We start from the raw sequence: 26,318 nt of genomic DNA on the forward strand, positions 1-26,318 counted from the left end.
CGTATATTCTGTAAAATGGAAGAAACGAAATGGGTAAGGAGATTCGGTTTATGAATCCTTTCACAGGTAAGGTTTCTTCAATGATAGAGATGATTGAAGGGTTGCGTAACTCGCCTGAAATCATGCAACAAGTCACATATTGGCACACGATACCCCCACGAGATCCGAAACTGGCTGAATTTCCAGAAGGATTGCATGAGGGTATTTGTGTTGCGCTTCAACATAAAAACATCGCGCAATTATACACACACCAGGCGGAATCGTTTCGCCAAGTGACGGCAGGTAATCATGTTGTCACGGTTACGCCTACGGCATCTGGTAAGACGCTTTGTTACAATTTGCCTGTCCTTCAGAAGATTTTGGAGAACGACGCTTCACGAGCACTATATTTATTTCCTACTAAAGCGCTGGCACAAGATCAGGTTGCAGAACTGCAAGAAATGATTGAATTTATGGATGTGGATATTAAAACGCATACGTATGACGGTGATACACCGCCTACAGTTCGGCAAGCGATCCGAAATGCGGGGCATATTGTTGTTACGAACCCAGATATGCTTCATTCCGCGATACTTCCGCATCACACCAAATGGGTGAAACTGTTCGAGAATTTGAACTACATTGTGATTGATGAAGTGCATTCCTATCGGGGGGTATTCGGCAGTCATGTAGCGAATGTCATTCGCAGGCTGAAACGGATATGTCGTTTTTATGGTTCTAATCCGCAATTTATATGCGCTTCGGCTACGATTGATAATCCGAAGGAGCATGCTGAGCGTCTGATCGGTGAAACCGTAGCTTTGATTGCTAATAATGGTGCGCCAGCAGGCGAGAAGCACTTTGTATTTTATAACCCGCCTGTTGTGAATCAACAGTTAGGGATACGTAAAAGCTCCGTCTTGGAAACTCGTACGCTGGCAGGCAAGCTGCTGCGGAGCGGGATCCAGACGATTGTTTTTGCACGGAGCCGCGTACGCGTGGAGATCTTGCTGACCTATTTGCAAGAGCTCGTGAGTCACGAGCTCGGCAGCAAGTCGATTCGCGGCTATCGCGGCGGTTATCTCCCTAAGCTTCGCAGGGAGATCGAGAGAGGCTTACGCAGCGGGGAAATCCGCGGCGTTGTGAGCACGAATGCGCTGGAGCTGGGCATCGATATTGGCCAGCTGCAAGCATGCGTGCTCAATGGCTATCCTGGCACGATAGCCAGCACTTGGCAGCAGTCCGGGCGTGCCGGACGGCGGCAGGAAACCTCGCTGACGATACTCGTCGCGAGCAGTAACCCGCTGGATCAATATTTGATCCAGAATCCGCGCTATTTCTTCGAGCGTCCGCCGGAGCAGGCGCGCATTCATCCCGATAACCTGATTATCCTCGTGGATCATGTGAAGTGTGCGGCCTATGAGCTGCCGTTCGAAGCGAATGAGAAGTTCGGTGAGGAATCGCTCACCGATGTTCTTGAATATTTGACGGAGGAGCAGGTACTGCACCAAGTCAATGACCGTTGGTATTGGATGGAGCAATCGTTCCCTGCGCACAACATTTCATTGCGCTCTGCGGCGCAAGAGAATTTCATCATTATCGATATGACGAATGGCCATCGCGTGATAGGGGAATGTGATCGTTTTAGTGCGCCAACCTTAATTCATGAAGAGGCTATTTATATTCATGAAGGCATACAATTCCAAGTAGAAAAGTTGGATTATGAAGAGAAGAAAGCGTTCGTGAGGCAAGTGAGTGTGGATTACTTCACGGATGCAAGTATGGCTGTACAGCTTAAAGTCTTGCATGTGAATCGGGAAGGGCGCGTTGGCGGTCTCTTGCGTCAACTTGGCGAAGTTACTGTGAATGCGCAGCCAACGATTTTCAAGAAAATCCGTCTGCGTACTCACGAGAATATCGGCTCGGGGCCGATTCGATTGCCAGAAGAGGAGCTGCATACGAGCTCCTATTGGTTTACTTTCGACGAGGCGATGGCGGCAGGACGCTCGGCCAATGACATGCAGCATGCGCTGCTTGGCATTGCCAACGTCCTGGCGCATCTAGCGCCCCTGTATTTGATGTGCGACCCGATGGATATTCGGGTCGTTCCGCAAGTGAAGGCCGTGCACAGCAAGCTGCCGACGGTGTTCTTCTACGACCGCTACCCAGGCGGCGTGGGTCTTAGCGATCGGCTGTACGAGGTCCACGGACAGCTGATGGATCAGGCGCGCAGCCTGATCAAGAGCTGCGGCTGCATCAGCGGCTGCCCGGCCTGTGTCGGGCCGATCGAAGAGGTCGGCCTGCTGGGCAAGAAGCTCGCGCTGGAGCTGCTCGCAGAGCTCGATGGCGGTGCCCGATGAGCGGGCTCCGCGAAAGGCTCGGCCGCCTGCGGGGACCCGCGGCGGCTGGGGTAACACCGCCGCCCCCGCCGGAGGCAGGGGGCGAGTGGGCGCAGCTCGGCGCCCATATTGCGACGAGCCCCGCGGGCTCGTTCATCATGCGGCGCCGCCAGTACGGCGCGGACAGCGCTCACGGCATATATCGGCTGCGTGAGCTCGCCGATGTTGCGCCGCAGCTGTCCTGCTTTCACGACCGGGACGCCGTCGTCCGGCTCGAAGAGCTGCTCTTCTTCGATACTGAGACTACCGGACTCGGCGTCGGCGCTGGTAATGTGCCGTTCATGGTCGGCATCGGCTACTACACGGGTGAGCTGTTCACGGTCGAACAGCTCATGATACGCAACCCAGCAGAAGAGCATGCGATGCTGGTGTATTTACAAGAACTGTTAGGACGATACACACATATCGTCTCCTATAACGGCCGAACGTTCGATTGGCCGATTCTCAAGAATCGCTTCGTCCTGAATCGTCTTAAGCTAGATGACTCGGAGCTGCTTCAACTCGATCTACTCTATGCTTCAAGAAGTCTGTGGCGCAATACGCTGCCCTCCTGCCGGTTGAGTAAGGTAGAGGAAAGCAGATTAGGCTTTGAACGCATAGATGACGTGCCAGGGTCGATGGCGCCTGCGTTGTACTTTCAATATTTGGCTGAGAAGGATCCTGGAGTCCTTCAAGGTGTATTTATTCATAATGAGCACGATATCGTAACATTGGCCGCGTTGACGGTCCATTTTGGCAATTTGCTGCGTCCCGATGCGAATGATCCCGATCTCATTTCCAATCTCGATCCAGAAGAGCTCTTTCGCACAGGACTTTGGCTCGACAAAATGGCAAGGCCATCCAAGGCAGAGCGCTATTTTAATGTCTTATTCAATAAACTCTTGAACATCAATTCTGCTGCTGCCCAGTCGGCTGAACAAGAAACGGTATTGCTACAACTAGCAACCTATTATAAGAAAATTGGCCAATATCATCGTGCGATCGAGCTATGGAAGCAGGCAATTTTACTTAAACCTGCAAGTATTTCGTTGCAGCTAGAGCCTTATTTAGAACTTGCGATGTATTATGAACACCGTGAGAAGGACTTGGCTCAAGCTGTCTTTTATACAGAGGAAGCATGGGCGAGACTATGGCGGCGACGTGCGCTTCATCGAGGTGATCGGAAAATTAACGAGATTGAAGAGGCTTGGGAGAAACGGCTTGCACGTTTGCAGCAGAAAATGCGGAAGAAAGAGATGAGTTTACGAACGCAAGCAGATTCGTATCCCCCATCTTCGGATAAAATGGGAATACCGAAAAGAAACAAAAAGACTCCGAAGCCCACTTACGTCAGCGAAGGATTAATCTAAAGAGTAGGAATCACATCTCATCCATTCAGCGAAGGGTACGCGTTTACGCAAACCGCCAATTGGTTATACAAGTTATAAAAATGGCAAGGAGTGATTCTCGTGCCTGAGCTTCCGGAAATGGAAACCTACCGTCAGCAGTTGACGCGATTGATCATAGGAATACCGATTACGGGAGTCGATGTGTCACGCCCGAAATCCTTGAATGTAGAACCTGAAGAATTTGCTGGGAAACTTATCGGCAATCGAATTGTGCGGATTGAGCGCAGAGCCAAACACCTGCTGTTTCATTTGGCTACGGGTGAAATCCTGTTGCTACATCTCATGCTTGGCGGTTGGATATTCTTTGGTACCCAAGAAGAGAAACCAGATCGAACGATTCAAATAGAGCTTCATTTTGGTATAAACAGTCTGTTCTTTATTGGTTTGCGATTAGGTTTCTTACATTTGCATACTTCTGAGGTAACACATAAGCTGCTACAAAAGCTTGGACCAGAACCGCTAGAACTTAACTTTGTACAATTTCGCAACGCACTGCGACCTAAACGGGGTAACCTTAAAGTGACGTTTGTTGATCAATCCTTTCTTTCAGGAATAGGGAATTGTTACTCGGATGAAATTTGCTTTGAAGCGAGCTTACTCCCTTTGCGAAAAGTGCCATCTCTTTCCGAAAATGAGCAACTTCAGCTCTATCAAGCCATGCAGGTTTTACTTCGTGAAGCGATTGGGGTCGGCGGCTATATGGAAGAACCATTATTCGTGGGAGATCGTTTAACTGGACAATATAATTCACAATGTCGTGTCTATGATTGCAGGGAGGAGCCTTGTTTGCGATGTGGGAGTTCTATCATTCAAACCGAAGTCTCAAGTCGTAAATGCTTTTATTGTGCCCATTGCCAGAAGTGAAAGGTCGGATTGAATGTGTTTATCGGAGCCCATGTAAGAACACGAGGTGGTTATTTGAATGCAGCCAAAACCGCCTTCTCAATTGGTGCAAAGGCTTTTCAATATTTTCCGATGAATCCGCGCAGTTTGGCTACGAAAGTTGTCGAACACAAAGACGCGAACGCATGTGCTCAATTATGTGTAGAACATGGCATTCTCTCCATCGGGCATGCGCCTTATGCATTAAATCCCGCAGCAGATGAGTCTGAGCGTGAGATCATGGTTAACTTGCTGAAAAATGGCCTAGATATTACAAATGCTTGTGGTTCTGTTGGACTTGTGGTGCATTATGGGAAATATGCAGGAAAAGACCCGTTACAAGGCTACAAAAATATAATACAATGTTTGAATAGGGCTACGGAGGGTTACACGGGAGCTTCTTTCATTTTGCTTGAGAATCAAGCGGGAGAAGGTTCCCAATTAGGTCTGACCCTTGAAGAAATGGTGCAAGTTCGGAAGCTATGCGATTCACCTGAGAAAATTGGCTTTTGCCTAGACACTTGTCATGCTTATGCTAGTCGACTTTGGCAAGGAACGGATTGGGCGGAGTTGGAGTCGAAGGGAGTTCAGCTAGATTATTTGCCTCATCTGAAAGCTATTCATCTGAATGATTCGGTGTATCCATGGGGATCGCGCCGTGATCGGCACGCCAACATCGGATCGGGTCATATTGGTATTTCGAATTTTCAAAGCCTATTGCAATCCCCTTTTTTACGAGACATTCCAATTGTTCTTGAAACAGGCACGGGGCGTGATGGTACGCATCGGGAAGAGATTGTGTTCGTAAATTCGTTATTGGAAAGGAAATGTGAGGATGATTCATGTATACTTAGATGATTCGCGTCCTTGTCCCCAAGGATTTGTTGGAGCCAAAGATGCGACAGAATGCATAGAATTGCTTCAGGAATGTGAAGTAGACCTCTTGTCTCTGGATCATGATTTGGGTTGGATGTCGAAGCAAACGGGCATGGATGTTGTCATTTGGTTGATTCAGCAGCGTAAATTTCCAAGAACGATTTATATTCATACCTCTAGTTCTTCTGCATGCACACAGATGTACCAGATGCTATATGCTGCCAAGCCAGATCAAATGGAGCTTTATGCTCATCGTATGCCAGATGAAGTATTGATGGGGGTTGCACTAGGAACCTATCCAAGTAAACCGTAATGTGAAAGGAAACGAACTTATGATCCATTTATCCGGTATTCATTTTATACGTGGAGAACGCCATATTTTAAACGATGTGAATGTACATATCGAATCCGGTGAACACTGGGTATTGCTGGGCCGAAATGGCTCTGGCAAAACAACGCTGCTTGAAATGATGAATGGCTATGAATTTCCTAGCCTTGGCACAGTCGATGTGCTCGGAAACCGATATGGTCAATGTGATGTACGGGAAGTTCGCAAGAAGATTGGCTACATTTCGCAATCTCTATTCGAAAAATTAAGCTTGATTGATCCTGTGCTTGAGGTCGTTGCAACAGGTGAGTACGCTTATCTGCGATTCTATCAAGAAATTCCACAGGAAGTGAAAGATCGTGCCCTGGAGATGCTTACTCGTGTACGTATTCCACATCTGGCAGACCAGCCTCTGGGAAGCCTTTCACAAGGGGAACGTAAGAAGGTCATGCTTGCAAGATCTTTGATGAGTAAGCCAGCGATCCTCGTTATGGATGAGCCAGCTGCGGGGTTGGATTTGTTTGAGCGTGAGCGGTTCTTATCTGACGTCAATGAGCTTAGTAAACAAGATGTAACGGTTGTATATGTCACCCATCATATCGAAGAAATCATGCCTTTATTTACGCATGTTGCGATAATCGAGCAAGGTGAACTAATTGCCTCTGGACGCAAGGAAGATGTATTGACACCTGAGAATATTCATAAGGCCTTCGGCATTCATGTTGCCTTGGAATGGTTCCAAGATCGTCCTTGGATCAAGGTTATTGAGGACAAATAGGCTTATTAATTAAGTTAGCGATAATGACTGTAGATTACTAAAAGGATGCGGCTATGACACAATTAACGACCTATATTGGAACCTCGAATCATGGGTTCGCACAATATGCGCAAGATGAACTGCGTAAGTTATTTCCACTCACGAAATTTACTTTACTGGTACCAACAGAAGTGTTTTATTTCCAGGTACCTGAAGATACGACAGATGTGATTTCAACCATGCAGGAGAATGAACCCATCTTTCTACGACATGTTCAACCTGTTCATCAGGAATGGGAGATTTGCCGAACGGATGCTGATATCGCTCATTTGACTACGTGGCTTCGTGAAGCCTATGCTGCTGGTTTATTTGGTTACGGAGAGAAAATTGCTACCCAGATTCGGAAGGAAGAGCGTGCAGATGTTCCTTATGCACCTTTTGCTATCAAAGCTGCTATAGACGAAATCCTCACTTCGGAATGTGGTGGCGAACCGGTTGTCCGTTATGCAGACCATATTATTTCGGTGTACATAAGCGCCAAAAAGATCTATGTCGGCATTTCAAAGCCGAGTGATAACTTATCAGATTGGTCAGGTGGTGCGATCCGATTCATGAAAGAAGAGGATCAAATTTCACGTGCCAAATTTAAGCTTTTGGAAGCGGAGCAACGGTTCGGGATAGATTTTAGTAGTGCTCGTAAAGCGATTGATATTGGGGCCGCTCCTGGCGGCTGGACGTCTTTACTCCTAGAACGCGGATTGAAGGTTACAGCGATTGACCCGGCAGCGATGAACCCACGTCTACTTGGCAATCCATTGCTTACCTTCCTAAAGAAAAATGCTAATGATGTGAAGCTGCGTGAAAATGAGTTTGATTTACTAGTCTGCGACATGAGCTGGGATCCGCGGCAGATGGGACGACTAGTGTCGGATTTGCTTTTCTCATTGCAGAGTGGCGGAACGGCGATCGTTACCGTAAAGCTTATGCATAAGAAACCGTTTCAAACTGTCCGTGATATTTTGCGAATTTTTGAAGATTCGCTATTTCTCTTGAAGGCGAAGCAATTGTTTCATAATCGGGAAGAATTGACACTTTATTTGCAAAAAATATAAAAATCGGAAAAATAGCTAGATTTTCCAATAGCCCTCCCTTATAATCAAGCATTATGACTTGGATATAAGAGGGGGTTTTTAGTCATTGTGAAGTCTAGACCACAGTGGAAAGGGTCACTTGTAGGAGGGAGATACGAGCTCGTGTCCTTACTCGGACAAGGTGGCATGAGTCAGGTATATCTGGCTAAAGATAACAAGTTAAAGGGCAAGCGTTGGGCAGTCAAAGAGGTAGCATGTGTGGGTACTGATGAAACTGCTTTCTTGGAGGAAGCCGAAATGTTGGCCAAGCTAGGACATGCGCAGCTCCCACAGTTAGTGGATTATTTTATTACTGCAGGTGGAAATGGTTATCTGGTCATGGATTATATTGAGGGTCCAACCTTACAGGATTTATTCGAAAAGAATCAACGTGAACTACCGATAAAGCTTATCATTCATATTGCTTTTCAGTTACTTGATATTTTCCACTACTTACACACGTTTCAGCCTCGACCCATTATATACCGTGATCTCAAGCCTTCCAACGTCATGATTAACCAACATAATCAAGTTCGGTTAATTGATTTCGGAGTAGCTAGACAATTTAAACAAGGACAAACGTCTGATACGATGCAGATGGGGACGATCGGGTTCGCAGCGCCAGAGCAATATCTAGGTTTGCAAACAGATGCTCGAACAGACTTGTACACACTTGGCTCCATGCTATATTACTTACTTTCAGGTGGTCACTATGTCTATAGCAAGGCCAAGCCGCTGGAGCTTCGACAGGATGACATCCCTGAAACCTTGCGCACAACAATACATTTTCTCCTGCAAGATCAACCTCAGAACCGCTGTCAAACCGCAATGGAAGTGAAGCTAAGACTTCGTTCCTTAACCCCCGATGCCGATCTGCTTATTACTGAATCACATCTCGAAGCGCCCTTACATCAATCAAATACGACCGATAAATTAATCGTCATTGGCGGGTTATTCGCTGGTGTTGGCGCGACATTCACTGCAATTACACTTGCCAGAATATTGCATGCACTCCAAATCCCAAACGCCCTTGTTGAACAGCCGACGATAGAACCTGATTTATATATGCTCCTGTATGGTGATCGTCATGCACCAAGCCCGTACATGTTTCCTTCCGATCACATATGTGATCCAACTTCCACGTTTACAACACCATGGATTAATGGGTTTACCACTTGGGCCCCTATTAATCCTGATGGTTTTCAAGGTACATGGCAGGTTTCTCATGCTTTTAAACTTCTGCACATGCTCAAGAAGCCGATCATCCTGTGGGATGTATCGACTCAGTGGGAGCATCCTGCGGTACAGGAACTTTGTTATAGTGCAGATGAAATTATCGTCCTTGTGGATAGCTTACCTGGCAAATGTGATCGACCCAGCTCGCGAAAGCGGATAGAGCAATTTGCATCCTACCAGCAGCGTGGAAAAAAAGTGCATTACATTGCGAATGGTGTGCTGCCTCCGCATGTTCGAATGGATTGGCAGAACTCACTGCCGTCTAACCCCTTATGTACCATGCCCCTAATTGCGAGATCTGAAGTGATTCAAGCTATGTGGAAAGGGGATTGCATTCAAGATCAGCCGCAACATTTGAACATTTTATTCGATGCATTGAAACCCTTCCTCAGCGAGATTCTCCCTTACGAAAGCCTCAATCAATTCGCTCTGCAACCCAGAAAATCGATATTTTCCCGTTTCAATAAACGCGGTTAGTGTTGTTATTTAACTGATAAATGGTCCATGCTAGTAAGGTAGCGAAACAAGACCATAATAAATAAGGAACTAATAGCCAAGCAGCTAGCTTGGAATAAGGAATTGTTGCGTAGATTAACAAGAATGTGGTGATAGCTACAATCGCGGAGTCAAGGAAAGCAAGACGTAGGTTTTTTAATTTGAATTCGAAAAAGGTGAAGGCTTGGTTAGCTATGTAATTTACCAATAGTATCAAAACATAACTGCTCGCCGCTTCTTGAAATCCATCGGTTTTCGTGTAGACAATGGCGACAGATGCAGATATTAGCGCATATAAGATCGCCCATGCAATACCGAATAACTTGGCTGGTGGATTCCAACTTGGTTTCTTCAGATTGGCATAGTAAGTCAGATCTGTTGGGAACAGTACGCCTGAAATCGAAAATAGCGCATAGGTAATTAAGAACACGATAATAAATGTGAACACATCCAAACACCTCCTATTGACGAATGAGCTTGTATTATTATATTACACGCGTGCGATAAGTTATAACCAAATTTGGCCAAAAGTATGATATGATGAGTCATATTTTGCTCGAGATAAAGAGGGGGAAACAGGTATGGAGCAGAGATTTTCCAGAGAATCTAGATGTTTCAAAACATCACGTATTTTTCCTACTGATGTCAACAACCATAATACGCTTTTTGGCGGAAAATTGATGTCCTATATTGATGACATTGCTTCCATTGCGGCACATAAGCATTGCCGGAGGTCTGTTGTGACGGCCTCGACGGATTCTGTTGACTTTTTGTCGCCGATTCATACATCAGATTCCGTTTGTTTAGAGTCTTTCGTGACCTGGACAGGCAAAAGCTCGATGGAAGTGTTTGTTAAAGTTGTTACCGAGGATTTGAAATCAGGCGCTAGAAAAATTGCGGCAACTTCTTTCCTAACTTTTGTAGCATTAGATGAAAATAAGGTGCCCGTTGAAGTACCAGATGTCGTTCCCGAAACGGAAGAAGAGAAGAAACTCCACGAATCTGCCCCTCAGCGTGCTGAGATGAGACGTATTCGCCGCGTAGAAAGTAAGAAGCTCGCTAGCTTTTTCACGATGAAATATCCTTGGGAATAAGGGATTGATTTATTAGGATATTGTGGTACAATTTGGATAATTGAAAATCGGACAAGCGGAAGCACCGCTGATTGTAGAGGAATCATCTCTATCGTCAGCGCGTGCTTTTTTGCTTTTCCGAAGGGGGATAGGAGGGGAAGTATGAGGACGGAAACGATAACGCGTATCGCAATCGTGGTCGCGGTTATGGGTTGTGCACTCATTGGCAATGGTGTGTACGTCGCTGGATAGCGAAAATTTAGGAGAGGAGATGCGGGCTTGAAGAAACTTCAATTATATGTCATAGATGACGACATGGTTTATGCCGAGCGATTAGCTGTATTCATTCGAGCGACGGAGTTCGCTGAGCGTGTGCAAATAAAGCTTTTCTCGCAAGTTGATCTCCTGCTGCAGGTATTAGAGAAACCAAATCTTAGTGGTGTGTTATTGATATCTGATGCATTTTATCCGTTATTGCAGCACCATCGTACTTCATTAAGCAAAATATTTTTGAGTCAACATATCAGAAATTCCGATTCGCTAGAAACGGTTCATCCATTCTTATTCCGATTTCAACCGCTGCATGAGTTGGTCTCACGTATCCAAGCCTTATACACGGAGCGATCACCCTCCAGCTCAGGTCGAACACAATCCAATCGCACAAGAGTGATTTCCGTGTACAGCAGCAGTGGCCATGCAGGTAAATCGATCACAGCCGTTCATATGGCGAAACAGTTGGCATTTCGTGGTGAACGAGTATTGTATTTGAGCCTGGAATCAACGAGTACAGCTACTCAGTGGTTGCAGGGCGAGTCGGGGCGACTATCGCAGCTCCTCTATTATTTAAAGGAGTCACCGGAGTCAATTGGACCGAAGCTGGCGCTATTAAAATCACATGATACCATTCGAAGGTTTGATTATGTGACACCACTTGAGCAAATGAGGGAGATGCAAGAAATGAGCGGTGAGCAGGTTAAAAAACTCATTGCGTCTATTGTTGATCTGTCAGTCTACGATACCTTAATCGTTGATCTCGAAACTTCTGTTCATCCTAGAATCGTCAAGAGCTTAGAGATCAGCGACACGATCATTTGGCTTATCCGAGATGATTGGAATGATGCGTATAGGACTAAATCGCTCTTAAAACAAATGAGTGCATATGCGCAAATCCATTTTGTCATGACGAGCTTCAGGGGGACTCAAACCAATTCTTTCGATTTTCTAGGTAAAAAAGTGACGTTCAAACTTCCCTATATTCCTGATTGGAAGATGATGAGTTCGGCAGATCAAGTCTGGCAATCGGATATATTTTCCGAACAGGTGTATGTCATGCTGCAAGCTGTGTATAGCGAGAATGGGGGAGTCTCCAAGGAAGGAGCGGCATTTTATCTTGAATCAAGGGCTGTTTAACGAATTAAAGCAGGTGATTAAAGAAAATCTCGATCTCTCACATGAAGTTAGTGATGCCCAATTGTTGGGGCATATTGAGGAAACCATCTTCCGTGCAGCGAGTGCGCATGGCTGGACATCGAGTGACATGCATGATGGTGTCAAGCGTATTTTCGATAGTTTTCGAGGCTTAGATATTCTCCAACCGTTAATTGACGATCCGACTGTGACAGAGATTATGGTTAATGGACACAGCTGTATTTTCTTTGAACGAAAGGGGGCCGTGGAACGTTATCCCTTCGAACTAGAAAGCGCAGAGAAGCTTGAAGATTTAATCCAAATGATTGTTTCCAAGGTGAATCGGATTGTCAATCAAGCTACACCGATAGTGGATGCACGTTTGAAAGACGGTTCTCGCGTCAATATTGTGCTTCCACCTGCCTCACTCAGTGGTCCAACGTTAACGATCCGTAAATTTCCTGCAAGGCCATTGGATATGTCGGATTTGATTCGCATGGATAGTATTTCTATAGAAGCTGCGGAAATGCTTCAGATGATGGTAGAAGCGGGTTTTAATATATTCGTTGGCGGCGGAACGGGCTCAGGTAAAACGACATTTCTCAATGCGCTGAGCGCATGGATTCCTGAGCATGAACGTGTCATAACAATTGAAGATTCAGCTGAGTTACAGATCCAAACTGTGCCTAATCTAGTTCGATTGGAGACGAGAAATGCGAATACGGAAGGGAAGGGGGCGATTACAATGCGTGAATTGATTAGATCTTCTCTGCGGATGCGTCCTAATCGCATTATTGTTGGTGAAGTGCGTGGAGCTGAGGCATTAGATATGCTGTCAGCAATGAATACAGGGCATGATGGCAGCTTAAGTACTGGTCACGCGAATACCTCTCAGGATATGCTCAGCAGACTGGAGACGATGGTACTCAGTGCGGCTCCGCTCCCTATAGAAGTCATACGTAAGCAGATCGCTTCAGCGCTTGATGTCATAGTACATATTTCCCGAATGAGAGATCGATCACGCAAAGTGACCGAGATTCATCAAGTTGTAGGCTTGAAAGATGGCGAAGTCCAACTGCAACCGCTTTTTCTTTTCGAGGAGAAAGGGGAATCGGCAGAAGGGAAGCTCCTTGGAACACTCCAATATACGGGTCAAACACTTGCGAATCTGTTCAAACTGCAAATGGCAGGCAAGCAGCTGCCTAGTTGGTTTATCGGCAGTTCAGGAGGTGGTACAGGATGAGTGTTTGGTTGCTGCTCGTCTTCATTGGTGGCGCGAGTTGGATGTTATTACTTTACCTAGAAAGGCGGAAATCTCCCCGAATACGAAGCGTGAGCTCGCCAACCTACAAGTCACCGCCTATCCCCCCGGTTTTATTCATCGATTATAACCAGTATCAACTGTCCTCCAAAGAGAGAATAGCAGCCATTCTCATGCTTGGTTTACCGGCATTCATGATCGGTTATGTTTTCTATCAAAATGTAATCCTCGCTACCGCTTTATCGTTTATGGGCTTTCTGTTTCCTCGGTTTCGTCGAAAGCAATTAATCCGAAAACGTAAAAATATACTTTATGTACAATTTAAGCAAGCTCTCAGCTGTCTTTCTTCCTCTATGACGGTGGGGAAATCCATTGAATCAGCATTTCGAGAGGCATGGGAGGATTTGAAGCTGCTGTATCCTGATCCATCTTGTTTGATCGTTGTTGAATTCGGGTTGATTTGCCGGAAGGTCGAAAACGGCGAGCCGATCGAGGCGGCACTTAAACATTTTGCAGATCGCAGTCATTTGGAAGATGTTATGAGCTTCACCGATGTTTTTCTGACCTGTAAGCGCACGGGAGGCAATTTAGTTGAGGTGATGAAACGTACAGCAACCGTCATTGCGGAGAAGTTAGAAATAACTCAGGAAATATCAGTCATGGTTGCTCAAAAACGTTTTGAATCGAGAGTTCTTGTTGTTGCTCCTATCCTCATTGTTGCTGTATTGGCTTTTTCCTCGCCTGATTATATGGTTCCGCTGTATCAGGGGAGCGGGATTCTCATCATGACTGTTTGCTTATTATTGCTTGGAGCTTGTTTTGTACTTACTCATAAAATAATGAATATCAAGGTGTAGGATGTGGATATGGCTTTTTGGTTTAGCGCAGATTGTGTTTTGTATATCAGTACAAGTGATCGCAAGGAGGAAATACGGAGGACAGTTACAAATGCAAACGTACCCCTTTCGGATGAAAATGCTCTTACCATCTAGCTATTACGTGATCGATAAGCTCCAATTACTAGAGAGGTTCCCTGATTTCACTTCAAAAATCCATCATAAATGCATGACTTTGTATGGAAGAAGCTTGACCTCGCAAGGCAGTAAATGGTTTATGGCAGAACTAATCTCCGCTAGCATGGTGTGCCTATTCGTCGTTACCGTACTTGCCATTCTATCAGGTGAAGATAGTTCGTTGCTTGCTTTTGGCGTGGTTGCAGCCATTGGGACACCAATGATGATGGTTCGTGATTTGGACAGTAAAATCCGCAAAAAACAACAAAGGATGATTCTTGAGCTGCCTGAATTCCTGAGCACTATCGTGCTTTTAGTAAATGCTGGAGAGACTGTCAACGGTGCTTGGATACGTTGTGTTCAAGCAAAGCCGAATGTGTCGGATTCCCCGCTTTTCAAAGAGTTACTAGTAGCTGTGCACGAACTGGAGATGAATATTTCCTTTACGAAAGTATTAGAAGATTTCAGTAAGCGCTGCGCGTTACATGAAGTGTCCTTATTTGCCTCAACGTTAGGTCTTAATTATAGACGAGGCGGCAGTGACTTTGTCGTTTCGCTGCATGCTCTTTCACTGGAGCTGTGGCAGCGGAGGAAGAGTGTATCGCGGACATTAGGGGAGGAAGCATCTTCTAAGCTTGTGTTCCCGATGGTGTTAATTTTTGTTGTGGTGATGGTGATCGTCGCAGCACCTGCGTTACTCATGATGAACCAATAGGAGAGGGATGTTGAAATGAAAACAATAATGGAAACCTTAAAGCGTGTGTGGAAAGAGGAAGATGGATTAGGAACGTTAGAAATTTTATTGATTGTAGCGGTGCTCGTTGCGATAGCGATCATTTTCAGAAAGTGGATCGTCTCATGGTTCCAAAAGCTGATCGGTGATGCGAACTCCGACCTGAAGGATAACAGTGCGGTTGCCCCTTGTGCGCCGAGCCCGACCACAAGTTGTGCGCCGTAGTCGACTTCGTCAGTTAATAAACAATGACCTGGGTACCTTTACGTTAGAAGCATCCCTTATATTTCCTGTGATTTTAATTTGCACAGTGACATTGTTGTTTGTAGGCATGTTTGCCTATCAGCATGTCTACGTAGGGCAATTAGCGCGCTCAGCTGCGGAAAAGTTAGCTTTTACCTGGACAAACAGTCATAAAGATATAAGCACTGGAAGTTATAATCCGCAGGAAACGGACGGTTTGTATTGGCGTCTGACGCAAGACAATGTAAGTGACTTATTTGGCTTGTTACATGGTAGATCAGGTTCTAGCGTCACACTTCCCACCAATCAAGCTACGGGTTTAGTCGAGAAAAAACTAGCTAAAGCCGCGGTGTTACTTCCAACAGGCGTTACTGGAACAGCATCATATACGAATCATTTATTAGACCATCGAGTTGAAGTGATTGTGAACAAGTCATTTATAATGCCTTCGATACTTAGTAGGTGGATGCATGCCAAGCAAACGGAAAGTAAAGCTGTCGTTCATGTTATTGATTCGATTGAATTGATCAGAACCATAGATCTGACACGTACCTATCTGCCGACATTAGTTGGACGGATCTCTCCCGAGAAAGCGAAAGCAGCACTTGTAGATCCGGTCAAAAGCGATTTGTCAGGTCCTAGCGTCACAATTCAATCCGAACGTCAGGCATCTTCGTACTTGAGGTCACTTGTAGGAGGGACAGAGGTTGTACGTACGACTGCGTCTGGTAAAAGTAGAAAAATTGATGCTTTAGATGCAAGAGGCATTGGTCATCAAGCGTTTTATAGTATGACGGAAGCTCAGCTTCGCACGGAACAGCTCCCGAAGGATGTTGAATTACTCCAGCATGATCCGACTGTGAAAGGCATCGTTTGGCATTTTTTTAAGAAGGATGCCAGCGGCAAAGGGATGCCTACAGTTGCTTTTCGCAAAGAACTCGAACGAAAAGGGATTGTAGTCGTTATTCATAATTAGGAAGAGGGGAACCATTGAACAGATTCTTTCGAACAGAAAATGGCACAGTATCCGTCTATTTGATTTTGATTATTGTGCCGATTTTTTTATTTCAAGCGGTACTTATTGATTTTGCCAGAATTAAAGTAGCGGAGAAAGAAACGGAATCTGCCTTACATGCTTCTACACGATCCGTGATGTCTTCTTTTGATCAAGAGCTGCAGAAGAGAGGACTTTATGGCATGGGTCTGTCTCAGGAAGCTTCCGAGAAATTACTTTACGATGTCTTTGTCCAAAACTTATCGGGTAGCGGCTCGGGTAATGCTTTTCACTTTATTGAAACCAAGGCTGTTGATGGAACATTGCGCGTTACGCCAGTGTATACGCTTGCTAGTCATGTCATATTTGAGGGACAGCTCCTAGAGGATATGAAAATAAAAGCACCGATTGAATACACGCTCGAAATTGTTGATAAATTTCAAAAGAGCGGTGTCCGAGAGCCATTTCAAATTGGTTCCCAATTTGCTAAAGAATCTGCAGAGCTTGAGAAGTTGATTGAACAACGGGAAAGCTCGCTGGATGAAGCATGGCAGAATGCGGAAGAGCTGCATGCTAGAACTACTAATTTTCATAGCTATTATAGAACTAGAGTTACTGAACTAGATAAATTAGCAGCTGAAATCGGCATTCATACGGTTGATGAAGTACGTGGTGAAATCAGCCAAGTTCAAGAAAATTTACGTTCACTTTCGGCGAGTATAAGGAATATGGATCTTTCTTTAGCATCCCTCGTACAAGCAGGTCCTGAGGCAGCGGCAAGTATCAGATCTCTTGTCGAAGCCAAAAGCAGGCTTGAGGAACAGGCAGGAATGCTCTCACAAAAGCTAAATGAGCTTGAAGCTTTAGTTCAGAAAATACTGACTTATACATCTCTAGTCATCTCTACGAAACTTGAAGTAGCTGCAGATGAGAAAGTGGTTCTGCATCTACAGCAGGTGATTGAGCCAACTTTGCGACTAGCCAAGCAACAAAATGAGGAGATACGCATAAAGCTGACAGGAGTTAGGGGTTCATCTATGCAAGGAAATTCAGCTGCGTATGCTGTGTTTCAACACGTTTCATTAATTGGGGATGAATATTTTTACCAATATCAAACGTCGATCGCAGGGATCGCCGCGTTGTTTTCGTCATTCCGATCTGCCGTAGAGAGTGTCATGCTATATACATCTGTGCATACAAGTATGGTCAACCAAGCCAACGACAGCTACTTGACAGTGGCAAGTGATTTCCATGCCAAACAAAGTCCGTTAGAGAAATCCAGAATGACTACAAATGAAACAACAACGACGAATAAACAGACACAAAAGAACAAAATTCAAGCCATTATGGATCAGGCCAAGCAAGCTATTGGTGGCTGCACCCTAACGAGTACGCAATCCAGTGATTCTGTGACTTATAGTAAACTCCAAGGTGAATCCGGTTATTATCAGAAATATCGACAAGTAAATGCGCAAGATTCAATGATCGGGAACGATGTAGCCTACGACATTGAAAAAGCAGAGCCTGCTAGTTTGAGGGCAATGGATATGCTAGGCGTATTAAACAACGCGGCGGAAGTTCTCCGAGATGAACTATACGTGAATGAATATGCCTTAACAAAGTTTAATTATCGAACTTATGGATTAGAGAAAGATCCCCACGGGAACCCGAAAGTGTCGAATGAGTTAGTAGATCCCGGGACACACGCTTTAGTAAATCAAGAGGTTGAGTATCTATTGTACGGCTTCTCCTCTTGCGCGGGTAATATGGCTTCTGCGTATGCTGAAATGTTTTCATTACGGTTAGCGATTCGTACGGTTGAAGCGCTATTAGATCCTAAAAAAGAACTTCTCCAAATTGGCTCTCCTTTTCTCGTTTTTCTGGCCGCAGCAGCTCAAGGCGCAGCAGAGGCACTCGTCGATATGAACGCTTTGGTGAAAGGGGAAGCTGTTGAATTATCGTCAAAGCTCTCCTCGTCGGTACTCAAGTTGACCTATAAAGACTATCTCCGTTTATTTCTCATTCTGCATAGCAACAATACCAAGCTGATGGCCCGAATGCAGGCTCTCCATGAATTAGAAACAGGGATAGATCTTAATCAAGTAACCTCCTATATCCAAGCGAATGCAACGAGTGAAATAAGACTTTGGTTTATTCCTCAAGTCATGAAGCTGTTGGATGGGACTGGACTTCTAGGATGTAAAGTTGTTGGAACACACTGTCAAATGAATCGAGCTGCCGTCGTTTCGTATTGAGGAAGGAGGCATAGATTTGCTTCTCAAATTACACAAAGAACAAGAAGGCGGCATCGTCTTAGAGGCATCACTTATTCTACCTTTGTTTCTTGCTTTCGTAGTAGGACTGGTCCTTTTCATTCAAATTGCGTTGGTTGAAATGGCGTTGCAGTCAGGCGTGTCTGAGGCGACGAAGTCTATTGCGGGTCAACTGTATCCAGTGAGGATAGTCGTCCAGGAGGCCCAATCGAAATATGATCAAAGCCGTGCTGCGGAGATGCTTAATAGTGTCGTGGATGGCGTCCAATCGGCTAGGAACCACGTGACGAATACAGAGGAAATAGTAACTGAATACGGGGCTTACATACCCGATTCACTTATAGAGCTCGTACGCTGGGAAAAAGAGAAGCGGGAGCTTGGCGAAGGCATGGCACAAGATGAGTTGAATGGATTGTATCATTCACAGGTTTTGCCGCGCATGCTTGCTGTCTTTACACCAATTGTGTTTGCATTTTGTGATGCAAAGATCATTGATAAGATGAACTTTAAAGTTATCTCCGTGACGTTGCCGAGTTTAAAACAAGACGGTGAGGCGTATTTTGGAATTGAAGCTCAACTGATCTATAAATTGCCCATCCCTTTTATGAGCCAAACGATTGTTTTGAAAAAAAAGGCTTATGAGCGGGCTTGGGTTGGAGCTTAAATGGGGGAGGAGTAACACTATTCTTGTATGTCATGGTCTATTTATTATTTTTATCACTGTGGCCTTCGTCATTGATGCGCGTCATTCCAGGCTGCCCAATAAGTTGACACTGTGTGGAACGTTATTCGGTGTCTTGTTCCACACAGTATCAGGAGGCTGGAACGGGTTGCTTTTTTCCGTCATAGGTAGCTGTACAGGCTTTCTAATGGTACTTGTGTTGTATGTAATCGGTGCTTTGGGGGCTGGTGATGTCAAGCTTTTTGCTGCTATTGGTTCGATGATGGGGGTTATGTTTGTGATACAAACACTTGTTTATGCGATTTTATGGGCAGGATTAATCGGACTATTTCTTCTACTTATTCAAAGAAAAATGAGAGTAACGGGAAGTAAGCTTGCAGGTTGGCTGTTCGAAATATGTGCACTTCATAAGTTTGAAACCCTATTTGAGCTTAAGCAGCAAAAAAACATCAAATTTCCCTTTATGTACGCGGTTTTTCCAGCTGTTGCCCTAACGATTTACTACTCTTTGCTTTGAATGAGGTGATTGAATGACGCAAGAAGTATTCGGGCTTCGTTATGAATTTGTTTATCGACATGGACATCTCATGGAGTTATTTAAAGAAGGAGGGCTAGCAGCAAGTGAGCTTTCCAACCTGCAAGTGCGAATGTTAGAAGCCAATCAAGTTCCGAGAGTGCTGCCACTGGACATTCATGAAGTGGATTCGAACATTAGACTACTTTATAGATTGTCATCCAAACGAATGCTGTCATATGTCTTGAAGGTAGAGAATATCTCGGTCCGTTTACTTGCCAAGCTGATGTATGCAATTGTTTGTACATTGGATGAGAGCAAGAATTATATGCTGTGTGAAATGAATTTCGTATTAAAGGATAATTTCATCTTCATCGGGCAAGACTGGTCGGACGTTTACCTTACGTATGCGCCCTTAGATATAGATCACGATGTCGATGAGAGCTATCCTGCGATAGATGCACTCCTTCATAAACTTATCTTACACCTTGGAGAAGAGGAACAGAATCAACTACATACTTGGATGTCCACACAATTAGCAAATAAAAATTTTTTGACATATAAAGAAGCATTATTAAAGCTAATGGACGAGCCGATTCTTACAAGAAAATCAATGAGTGAAACAGAATCAGAACCTATTGAAGTTGAAGCTTCATTACCAGAACTAGGATTACCCAAAGCTCATTGGAAGCGTGATGAAGCCAAACACATACTGCCCAAATCGGAAAATCCCATTTTACCTAAACCTGATCAGATGCAAACGAATGGACATGATATGAAGTCATCAACATCCAATTTACGTATATTCCCTCTTTCATTCATTCCACTTCAACAACGATGGCGATGGATGACAATAGCTCTTATCCTAATCTTATCTGCTTTTCTATGGCAGCAATATTTGGTCTACCCCAGCGTGAGCATGCTGCAAATCATAGCGGGAACCACCTTGTTGTTGGGGGATGTGGGTTTCGTTCTTTTGTTCTTAGGTCGCCCAGATTTCACTCCTCGAATGAATCTAAATCAAAAAAATTCCTCCATCACTCACAATATCTATGATCCCGAGAAGGAAGTCGTGCGTGAAGATGCTGCTCGTGCGTCGGATCTACTGGACATCCAACACTATTATCAAAATCTGACTTTGCATACAACCTTACTTAGCCCCTCACATTCAAATGCCACAGTGTTACTTGGAAAATTACCTAAGCAAGAGCCAATTGGCCCTCGATTGGAGAGTCAAGTAGAAGGAGTCAGTCGAACCATTCCGATTAAAAGTGATGTTTTTACTATTGGCAGAGGAGATTCAAGCAGTAAAGTCGATTATGTGGTGGATGATATTGGAGTTTCCAGGATTCATGCGGAAATTGTTCAAACTAGCAACGGCTTTCTACTTCGAGATGCAGGTTCTACGAACGGAACGTTTTTGAATGATTTCCCCCTCGTTACCTATCAAGGATATTCGTTAAAAGATGGGGATATTGTGCGAATTATTCGACAAGAACTGATTTTTCGGCTCTAATACAAATAGTTCTACTTCCTGTCTGCGATGAGCAGTGGTATAATAAGAAGTCGCGTGTAAAATACGTGATTATCTCAGAACTAGACAGGGGTTTGGTTTTACAAAATGAGTCTTTTAACAATTGAAGATTTAAGCCACAGCTTTGGCGATCGTACATTGTTCAAAAATGTATCTTTCCGCTTGCTTGCTGGTGAACGTGTTGGCATTGTAGGAGCAAATGGCGTAGGGAAATCCACGTTGATGAATATATTAACAGGCAAGCTTTTAAAGGATACAGGCAAGGTAGAATGGACTCCGAGAGTCCATTATGGATATTTGGATCAACACTCTGTGTTGGCCGCGGGTCGAACAATCCGTGATATTTTGCGAGATGCGTTCCTGCCTTTGTATGAAGAAGAAAAAAGAATGATGGCTATTACCGACAAAATGGGAGATGCCACGCCTGAGGAGCTTGAAGAGCTTCTTGAGGAAATGGGTGAAATTCAAGAGCGTTTAGAGATCGGAGATTTCTATCTGCTTGATGTGAAAATCGAAGAGATGGGTAACGGTCTTGGTTTAAATGCGATTGGATTAGATCGCGATGTGACGTCGCTTAGTGGTGGACAAAGAACGAAGGTTCTACTTGCTAAGCTATTGCTAGAAAAACCAACCGTACTGTTGCTAGATGAGCCTACCAACTATTTGGATGTAGAACACATTGAATGGTTGAAAATGTACTTGAAGGATTACCCGTATGCATTTATGCTGATTTCACATGACACGGAATTTATGAACGATGTCGTTAATGTTGTGTACCATTTGGAGTTTTCCAAATTGACGCGATATACGGCGAATTATGAGAAATTCCTGGATATGGCTGAAATGAACAAAGCACAGCATATCGATGCGTATGAGAAACAGCAGGAATATATCAAGAAGCAAGAAGATTTCATCGCACGTAATAAAGCGCGTGCTTCAACTTCAACGCGTGCGAAGAGCCGCGAGAAGCAGTTGGATCGAATTGATCGTATTGAACGTCCTGAAACGGCTATGAAGCCTACATTCATATTTAAAGAATCGCGTTCAAGTGGTAGAGTAGTATTTGAAGCGGAAAATTTGGAGATCGGCTATGATCGTGCCTTGCTTCCAAAGATGAATGTGACGATTGAACGCGGTGAGAAAATTGCAATTGTCGGCTGTAACGGAGTCGGTAAATCTACGTTATTGAAGACGATTCTTGGGAAAATCGAACCATTCAGCGGCAAAACATATCGCGGCGATTATTTGAGTCCTGCCTACTTTGAGCAAGAGGTCAAAGCACCAAGCATGACTCCGATTGATGATGTATGGAATTCATTCTCTTCCATGACTCAGAATGAAGTCAGAGGAGCGCTTGCACGAGTCGGGCTTAAGAATGAGCATATCACGCGTGCAATGAGCATGTTAAGTGGTGGAGAACAAGCGAAAGTTCGTTTGTGCAAACTGCTTATGCAAGAAAGCAACTGGTTGTTATTCGATGAGCCGACGAATCATTTGGACGTCGTTGCCAAAGAAGAACTTCAGCGTGCTTTGAAAGAGTATAAGGGTACTGTACTTCTTGTTTGCCATGAGCCGGAATTCTATGAAGGTTGGGTAACTCGTGTGTGGGACGTTGAAGAATGGTCTGCCAAAGTAACGAATTAATTCATTAATCAAATGGAGGAGATAACGATGTTAACGCATGTTGTGTTTTTTAAGCTCAAAGATCGTAGTCCAGAAGCCATAGAAATAACCAAAGCTGTTCTTACGAACATGGAGGGTAAAATACCGGTTTTAAGGCACATTGAGGTCGGAACAGACATTCTACACCTTGAGCGTTCGTACGATATCGCACTTATTACGAAATTTGATTCAGTAGACGATTTGAAGGTTTATGATACGCACCCTCTGCATGAACAAGTCAAAGCTCATATGAAAACAGTTCTTGATGGAACGTCCATTTGTGTTGATTTTGTAAGCTAACCCATGTTTGAAAAACATAGGAGAACAGTGTAGTATCCTTAGAAGAGACTCGTTCTTGACCTTGTCAGGCACTAGTGAAAATTCTTAGGCTGCACTGTTCTTTGTGTGTTTAGCGCAATATGAAATTACATAGACATGGGAGAGGAATTCAAGTGAAGTACATATTAAATAGAGCTTATATGACAGAAGTTCTAGAAATGCTCCTGCGGACTCCTAGTCCAACAGGGTATACGCATCATATTATGCAAAAAGTAGAGTTAGAAGTCAGTAAGCTTGGTTTCGAGCTTTCTTATACGAATAAAGGCTGCGGCATTGTGACCATTCCAGGTGCTAGTTCTGATCGCGTAATTGGCATTTCAGCGCATGTAGATACACTCGGTGCTATGGTTCGTTCAATTAAAGAGAATGGTACGTTGAAAATTACGTCACTTGGCGGTTTTATGATGGGTGCCATTGAGAATGAATATGTGCAAATTCATACACGTGATGAGCAAGTATTTGATGGCACGATTCTTACGTCGAGACCTTCTGTTCATGTTTACGAGGACGCGCGCGAGTACAAGCGTGATGAAGCGAATATGGAAGTCCGTATTGACGAGCTTGTTAGCTCCAAAAAAGATGTGCAGGCACTTGGGATCCGCGTTGGCGATTTCATCTCTTTCGATCCGCGTGTCCGAGTGAAAGAGAATGGATATGTAAAATCACGCCATTTGGATGACAAAGCGAGCGTAGCGTCCCTATTCGGACTTCTTAAGCTGATAAGAGAACAAAGCCTTCAACCACATTATACAATCAAGCTGTTCTTCTCCAACTACGAAGAAGTTGGTCATGGCTCCTCATTTATTCCTGAGGATATTACGGACTTTATTGCGGTAGATATGGGTGCGCTTGGTGATGATTTGAGCGGCAGTGAGCGCGATGTCTCTATTTGTGCCAAGGATTCCTCAGGGCCATATGATTATGCGATGACTTCCAAAATGATCGAGCATGCTGAGAAATTGGAAATTGGCTATGCAGTTGATATTTATCCGCGTTATGGCTCGGATGCATCGGCAGCACTTAGAGGTGGTCGTGACATTCGGGCTGCGCTAATAGGGCCTGGCGTTCATGCCTCACATAGCATGGAACGAACGCATATGGATGCTGTAGTAAACACAGCCGCGCTGCTTGCCGCGTACATCCAGGAGCCGGTGCAAAGATGAATATTCTAAGTGCAGTCGATATTACCAAAACCTACGGCGACAAAGTGATTTTCGATGATATCTCGTTCACCTTGAACGAGAAGCAGCGCATTGGCCTCATCGGTGTGAATGGCACAGGCAAGTCCACGTTGCTGAAGATGCTAGCTGGTTTGGAAACCCCGGATCGCGGCAAGCTCGTGCACGCGAACCATTTCCGCGTGGAATACTTGCCGCAAAACCCGGAGTTCGATCCGAACTCTACGGTGCTCGAGCAAGTATTCCACGGCGATTCGCCGCTCATGAAGACGCTGCGCGACTATGAGCTGGCCCTTGCGGAACTGGAGCTGGACGCCTCCAGCGAGAAGAAACAAGCGCGCCTGTTCTCCGCTCAGGCGCGCATGGATGAGCAAGGTGCCTGGGAAGCCAGCACCTTGGCCAAAACCGTGCTGATGAAACTCGGCATCAGCGAGTTCGACAAGCCCGTCGGACAGCTGTCAGGCGGTCAGCGCAAACGCGTCGCCATGGCGCGCGTTCTCATTCAGCCCGCCGATCTGCTCATCCTGGATGAGCCGACGAACCATATTGATAACGAGACGGCCATCTGGCTCGAGGAGTTCCTCAGCAAATGGCGCGGCGCTTTGCTGCTCGTTACCCATGACCGGTACTTCCTTGAGCGGGTCACCACCCGCATTCTGGAGCTCGACCGGGGCAAGATCTACAGCTATGAGGGGAACTACGAGTGGTTCCTCGAGAAGAAGGCGGAGCGGATGGATTCCGAAGCCGCTAGTGAAGATAAGCGGCAGAATCTTCTCCGCCGCGAGCTGGCCTGGCTCCGTCGCGGCGCGAAGGCGCGCACGACGAAACAAAAGGCGCGTATTAACCGCGCCGAGGAATTAAGGGACCGCAAGGTAGACGGTCCCGCTGACAAGCTAGACATGGCGCTGGCTGGCAGCCGCCTTGGCAAGAAGGTGATGGAGCTTGACGACATCACCAAGTCTTTCGATGGCGGGAAGCAGCTGCTCAGCGGCTTCAGCTACATTGTGATGCCGAAGGATCGTCTCGGCATCATTGGTCCGAACGGCAGCGGCAAGTCGACGTTGCTTAATATGCTTGCCGGGCGTATTCAGCCCGACAGCGGCACGATCGAGACCGGAACGACGGTGAAGTTGGCGTACTACACGCAAGAAAACGTCGAAATGGACGAAAAAATGCGTGTAATCGAATATATCAAAGAAGCGGCAGAGCAGATACGGACGTCGGATGGTGAAACCATTTCGGCTGCACAGATGCTCGAGCGTTTCTTATTCTCTCCTAATCTGCAGTGGTCGCCAATCGGCAAGCTTTCTGGTGGAGAGCGCCGTAGACTTTATTTGTTACGCACGTTAATGGGCGAACCGAACGTTCTGCTCCTCGATGAGCCGACCAATGATTTGGATATCCAAACTTTGACGATACTGGAAGATTATCTAGATCAATTCTCCGGGGCTGTTATTACGGTATCGCATGATCGATACTTTTTGGATCGAACCGTGACGCATTTATTTGCCTTTGACGGGAATGGCGGGATCGAGCCGTTCATTGGTACGTATTCGGACTACTTGGAAGAACGGCGTGAGCAAGAAGAGGCTGAGCAGTCGAGGAAAGAAATCATTCGCCAATCGAGTGCGAAGGCAAATAGCGCCATCACAGCTACTAACACGTCACCTTCGAATGCAGCTCCAGCCGCGAGTCGTCCCAAAAAGCTTTCGTTTAAAGAACAGAAAGAATGGGACGAAATTGAGAACACAATTGCTGCCCTTGAGGACAAAGCAGAAAGCTTGAAAAAGCAAATCGAAGCCTCTGGAAGCAACTTTGATCTCGCCCGCGACCTGTATGAACAGGAGCAACAAACCGCTGCAGAACTGGAAGCTGCGATGGAAAGATGGACTTATTTATCAGAGTTAGTAGAACAAATAGAACGAAATAAGGTATGATAGTA

Annotated in this window: 24 protein-coding genes; 23 read left to right on the plus strand and 1 reads right to left on the minus strand. The window is 45.3% G+C overall.

Annotated features, from left to right (window positions below):
* Positions 1-50: 50 nt before the first annotated feature.
* The 8 genes from ASG89_RS24390 (at position 51) to ASG89_RS24425 (ending at position 9,452) form a co-directional block, all read left to right on the plus strand.
* Positions 51-2,339: a DEAD/DEAH box helicase gene (locus ASG89_RS24390; protein WP_057313619.1), complete on the plus strand. Its 2,289-nt coding sequence runs from the start codon at positions 51-53 to the stop codon at positions 2,337-2,339.
* Positions 2,336-3,727, plus strand: a complete 1,392-nt coding sequence (locus tag ASG89_RS24395) for a ribonuclease H-like domain-containing protein (protein WP_057313620.1) — start codon at positions 2,336-2,338, stop codon at positions 3,725-3,727. Before ASG89_RS24390 ends, ASG89_RS24395 begins: the two co-directional genes overlap by 4 nt.
* A gap of 99 nt (positions 3,728-3,826) precedes the next feature.
* Positions 3,827-4,630: an Fpg/Nei family DNA glycosylase gene (locus ASG89_RS24400; RefSeq protein WP_057313621.1), complete on the plus strand. Its 804-nt coding sequence runs from the start codon at positions 3,827-3,829 to the stop codon at positions 4,628-4,630.
* Between the two features lie 15 nt (positions 4,631-4,645).
* On the plus strand, positions 4,646-5,506 hold the full coding sequence (locus ASG89_RS24405; protein ID WP_057313846.1) for a deoxyribonuclease IV: 861 nt from the start codon (positions 4,646-4,648) through the stop codon (positions 5,504-5,506).
* Positions 5,484-5,837: a cyclic-phosphate processing receiver domain-containing protein gene (locus tag ASG89_RS24410; protein ID WP_057313622.1), complete on the plus strand. Its 354-nt coding sequence runs from the start codon at positions 5,484-5,486 to the stop codon at positions 5,835-5,837. Before ASG89_RS24405 ends, ASG89_RS24410 begins: the two co-directional genes overlap by 23 nt.
* Before the next feature lie 19 nt (positions 5,838-5,856).
* A complete protein-coding gene (locus tag ASG89_RS24415) occupies positions 5,857-6,630 on the plus strand; it encodes an ABC transporter ATP-binding protein (RefSeq protein ID WP_057313623.1) in 774 nt (257 codons plus the stop codon).
* A 53-nt stretch (positions 6,631-6,683) separates the two neighbouring features.
* Positions 6,684-7,721 carry an SAM-dependent methyltransferase gene (locus tag ASG89_RS24420; protein WP_057313624.1) on the plus strand — a complete coding sequence of 346 codons (1,038 nt, stop codon included), beginning with the start codon at positions 6,684-6,686 and terminating at the stop codon, positions 7,719-7,721.
* Positions 7,722-7,808: 87 nt separating this feature from the next.
* Positions 7,809-9,452 (plus strand): serine/threonine protein kinase, encoded by a 1,644-nt coding sequence (locus ASG89_RS24425; RefSeq protein WP_157276785.1) that lies wholly within the window; start codon positions 7,809-7,811, stop codon positions 9,450-9,452.
* Here ASG89_RS24425 and ASG89_RS24430 read toward each other — a convergent pair.
* Positions 9,436-9,918 carry a TspO/MBR family protein gene (locus ASG89_RS24430; RefSeq protein ID WP_057313626.1) on the minus strand — a complete coding sequence of 161 codons (483 nt, stop codon included), beginning with the start codon at positions 9,916-9,918 and terminating at the stop codon, positions 9,436-9,438. The genes ASG89_RS24425 and ASG89_RS24430 overlap by 17 nt on opposite strands.
* A 133-nt stretch (positions 9,919-10,051) precedes the next feature.
* On the opposite strand from ASG89_RS24430, the gene ASG89_RS24435 reads away from it, so the two are divergent.
* The 15 genes from ASG89_RS24435 to ASG89_RS24505 all read left to right on the plus strand — a co-directional run bounded on the left by ASG89_RS24435 (position 10,052) and on the right by ASG89_RS24505 (position 26,313).
* On the plus strand, positions 10,052-10,564 hold the full coding sequence (locus ASG89_RS24435; RefSeq protein ID WP_057313627.1) for an acyl-CoA thioesterase: 513 nt from the start codon (positions 10,052-10,054) through the stop codon (positions 10,562-10,564).
* A 258-nt stretch (positions 10,565-10,822) separates the two neighbouring features.
* Complete coding sequence (locus ASG89_RS24440; protein WP_057313628.1) at positions 10,823-11,953, plus strand: AAA family ATPase; 1,131 nt, start codon at positions 10,823-10,825, stop codon at positions 11,951-11,953.
* Entirely contained in the window at positions 11,934-13,193 is a 1,260-nt protein-coding gene (locus tag ASG89_RS24445; RefSeq protein ID WP_057313629.1) for a CpaF family protein, read from the plus strand. The genes ASG89_RS24440 and ASG89_RS24445 overlap by 20 nt, the downstream gene beginning before the upstream one ends.
* Positions 13,190-14,068 carry a type II secretion system F family protein gene (locus ASG89_RS24450; protein ID WP_157276786.1) on the plus strand — a complete coding sequence of 293 codons (879 nt, stop codon included), beginning with the start codon at positions 13,190-13,192 and terminating at the stop codon, positions 14,066-14,068. Before ASG89_RS24445 ends, ASG89_RS24450 begins: the two co-directional genes overlap by 4 nt.
* A 142-nt stretch (positions 14,069-14,210) precedes the next feature.
* Positions 14,211-14,939 (plus strand): type II secretion protein F, encoded by a 729-nt coding sequence (locus ASG89_RS24455; RefSeq protein ID WP_235549905.1) that lies wholly within the window; start codon positions 14,211-14,213, stop codon positions 14,937-14,939.
* A gap of 15 nt (positions 14,940-14,954) precedes the next feature.
* Positions 14,955-15,182, plus strand: a complete 228-nt coding sequence (locus tag ASG89_RS24460) for a Flp1 family type IVb pilin (protein ID WP_057313631.1) — start codon at positions 14,955-14,957, stop codon at positions 15,180-15,182.
* Between the two features lie 85 nt (positions 15,183-15,267).
* A complete protein-coding gene (locus ASG89_RS24465; RefSeq protein ID WP_057313632.1) occupies positions 15,268-16,176 on the plus strand; it encodes a hypothetical protein in 909 nt (302 codons plus the stop codon).
* Positions 16,177-16,190: 14 nt separating this feature from the next.
* The gene (locus tag ASG89_RS24470) at positions 16,191-18,449 is read left to right on the plus strand and encodes a hypothetical protein (RefSeq protein ID WP_057313633.1); all 2,259 of its coding nucleotides are present in this window, start codon (positions 16,191-16,193) and stop codon (positions 18,447-18,449) included.
* Positions 18,450-18,465: 16 nt separating this feature from the next.
* Positions 18,466-19,131 (plus strand): hypothetical protein, encoded by a 666-nt coding sequence (locus tag ASG89_RS24475; protein WP_057313634.1) that lies wholly within the window; start codon positions 18,466-18,468, stop codon positions 19,129-19,131.
* On the plus strand, positions 19,106-19,666 hold the full coding sequence (locus ASG89_RS24480) for a prepilin peptidase (protein ID WP_082593564.1): 561 nt from the start codon (positions 19,106-19,108) through the stop codon (positions 19,664-19,666). Before ASG89_RS24475 ends, ASG89_RS24480 begins: the two co-directional genes overlap by 26 nt.
* Positions 19,667-19,679: 13 nt before the next feature.
* A complete protein-coding gene (locus ASG89_RS24485) occupies positions 19,680-21,179 on the plus strand; it encodes a DUF6382 domain-containing protein (RefSeq protein WP_057313636.1) in 1,500 nt (499 codons plus the stop codon).
* 105 nt (positions 21,180-21,284) lie between these two features.
* A complete protein-coding gene (locus ASG89_RS24490) occupies positions 21,285-22,841 on the plus strand; it encodes an ABC-F family ATP-binding cassette domain-containing protein (protein WP_057313637.1) in 1,557 nt (518 codons plus the stop codon).
* Positions 22,842-22,868: 27 nt separating this feature from the next.
* Complete coding sequence (locus ASG89_RS24495; RefSeq protein WP_057313638.1) at positions 22,869-23,159, plus strand: Dabb family protein; 291 nt, start codon at positions 22,869-22,871, stop codon at positions 23,157-23,159.
* Between the two features lie 179 nt (positions 23,160-23,338).
* The gene (locus tag ASG89_RS24500; RefSeq protein ID WP_414813285.1) at positions 23,339-24,361 is read left to right on the plus strand and encodes a M42 family metallopeptidase; all 1,023 of its coding nucleotides are present in this window, start codon (positions 23,339-23,341) and stop codon (positions 24,359-24,361) included.
* The gene (locus tag ASG89_RS24505) at positions 24,358-26,313 is read left to right on the plus strand and encodes an ABC-F family ATP-binding cassette domain-containing protein (protein WP_057313640.1); all 1,956 of its coding nucleotides are present in this window, start codon (positions 24,358-24,360) and stop codon (positions 26,311-26,313) included. The genes ASG89_RS24500 and ASG89_RS24505 overlap by 4 nt, the downstream gene beginning before the upstream one ends.
* Positions 26,314-26,318: the final 5 nt, after the last annotated feature.

The sequence above is a fragment of the Paenibacillus sp. Soil766 genome (assembly GCF_001428105.1).
Taxonomy (GTDB): Bacteria; Bacillota; Bacilli; order Paenibacillales; family NBRC-103111; genus Paenibacillus_E.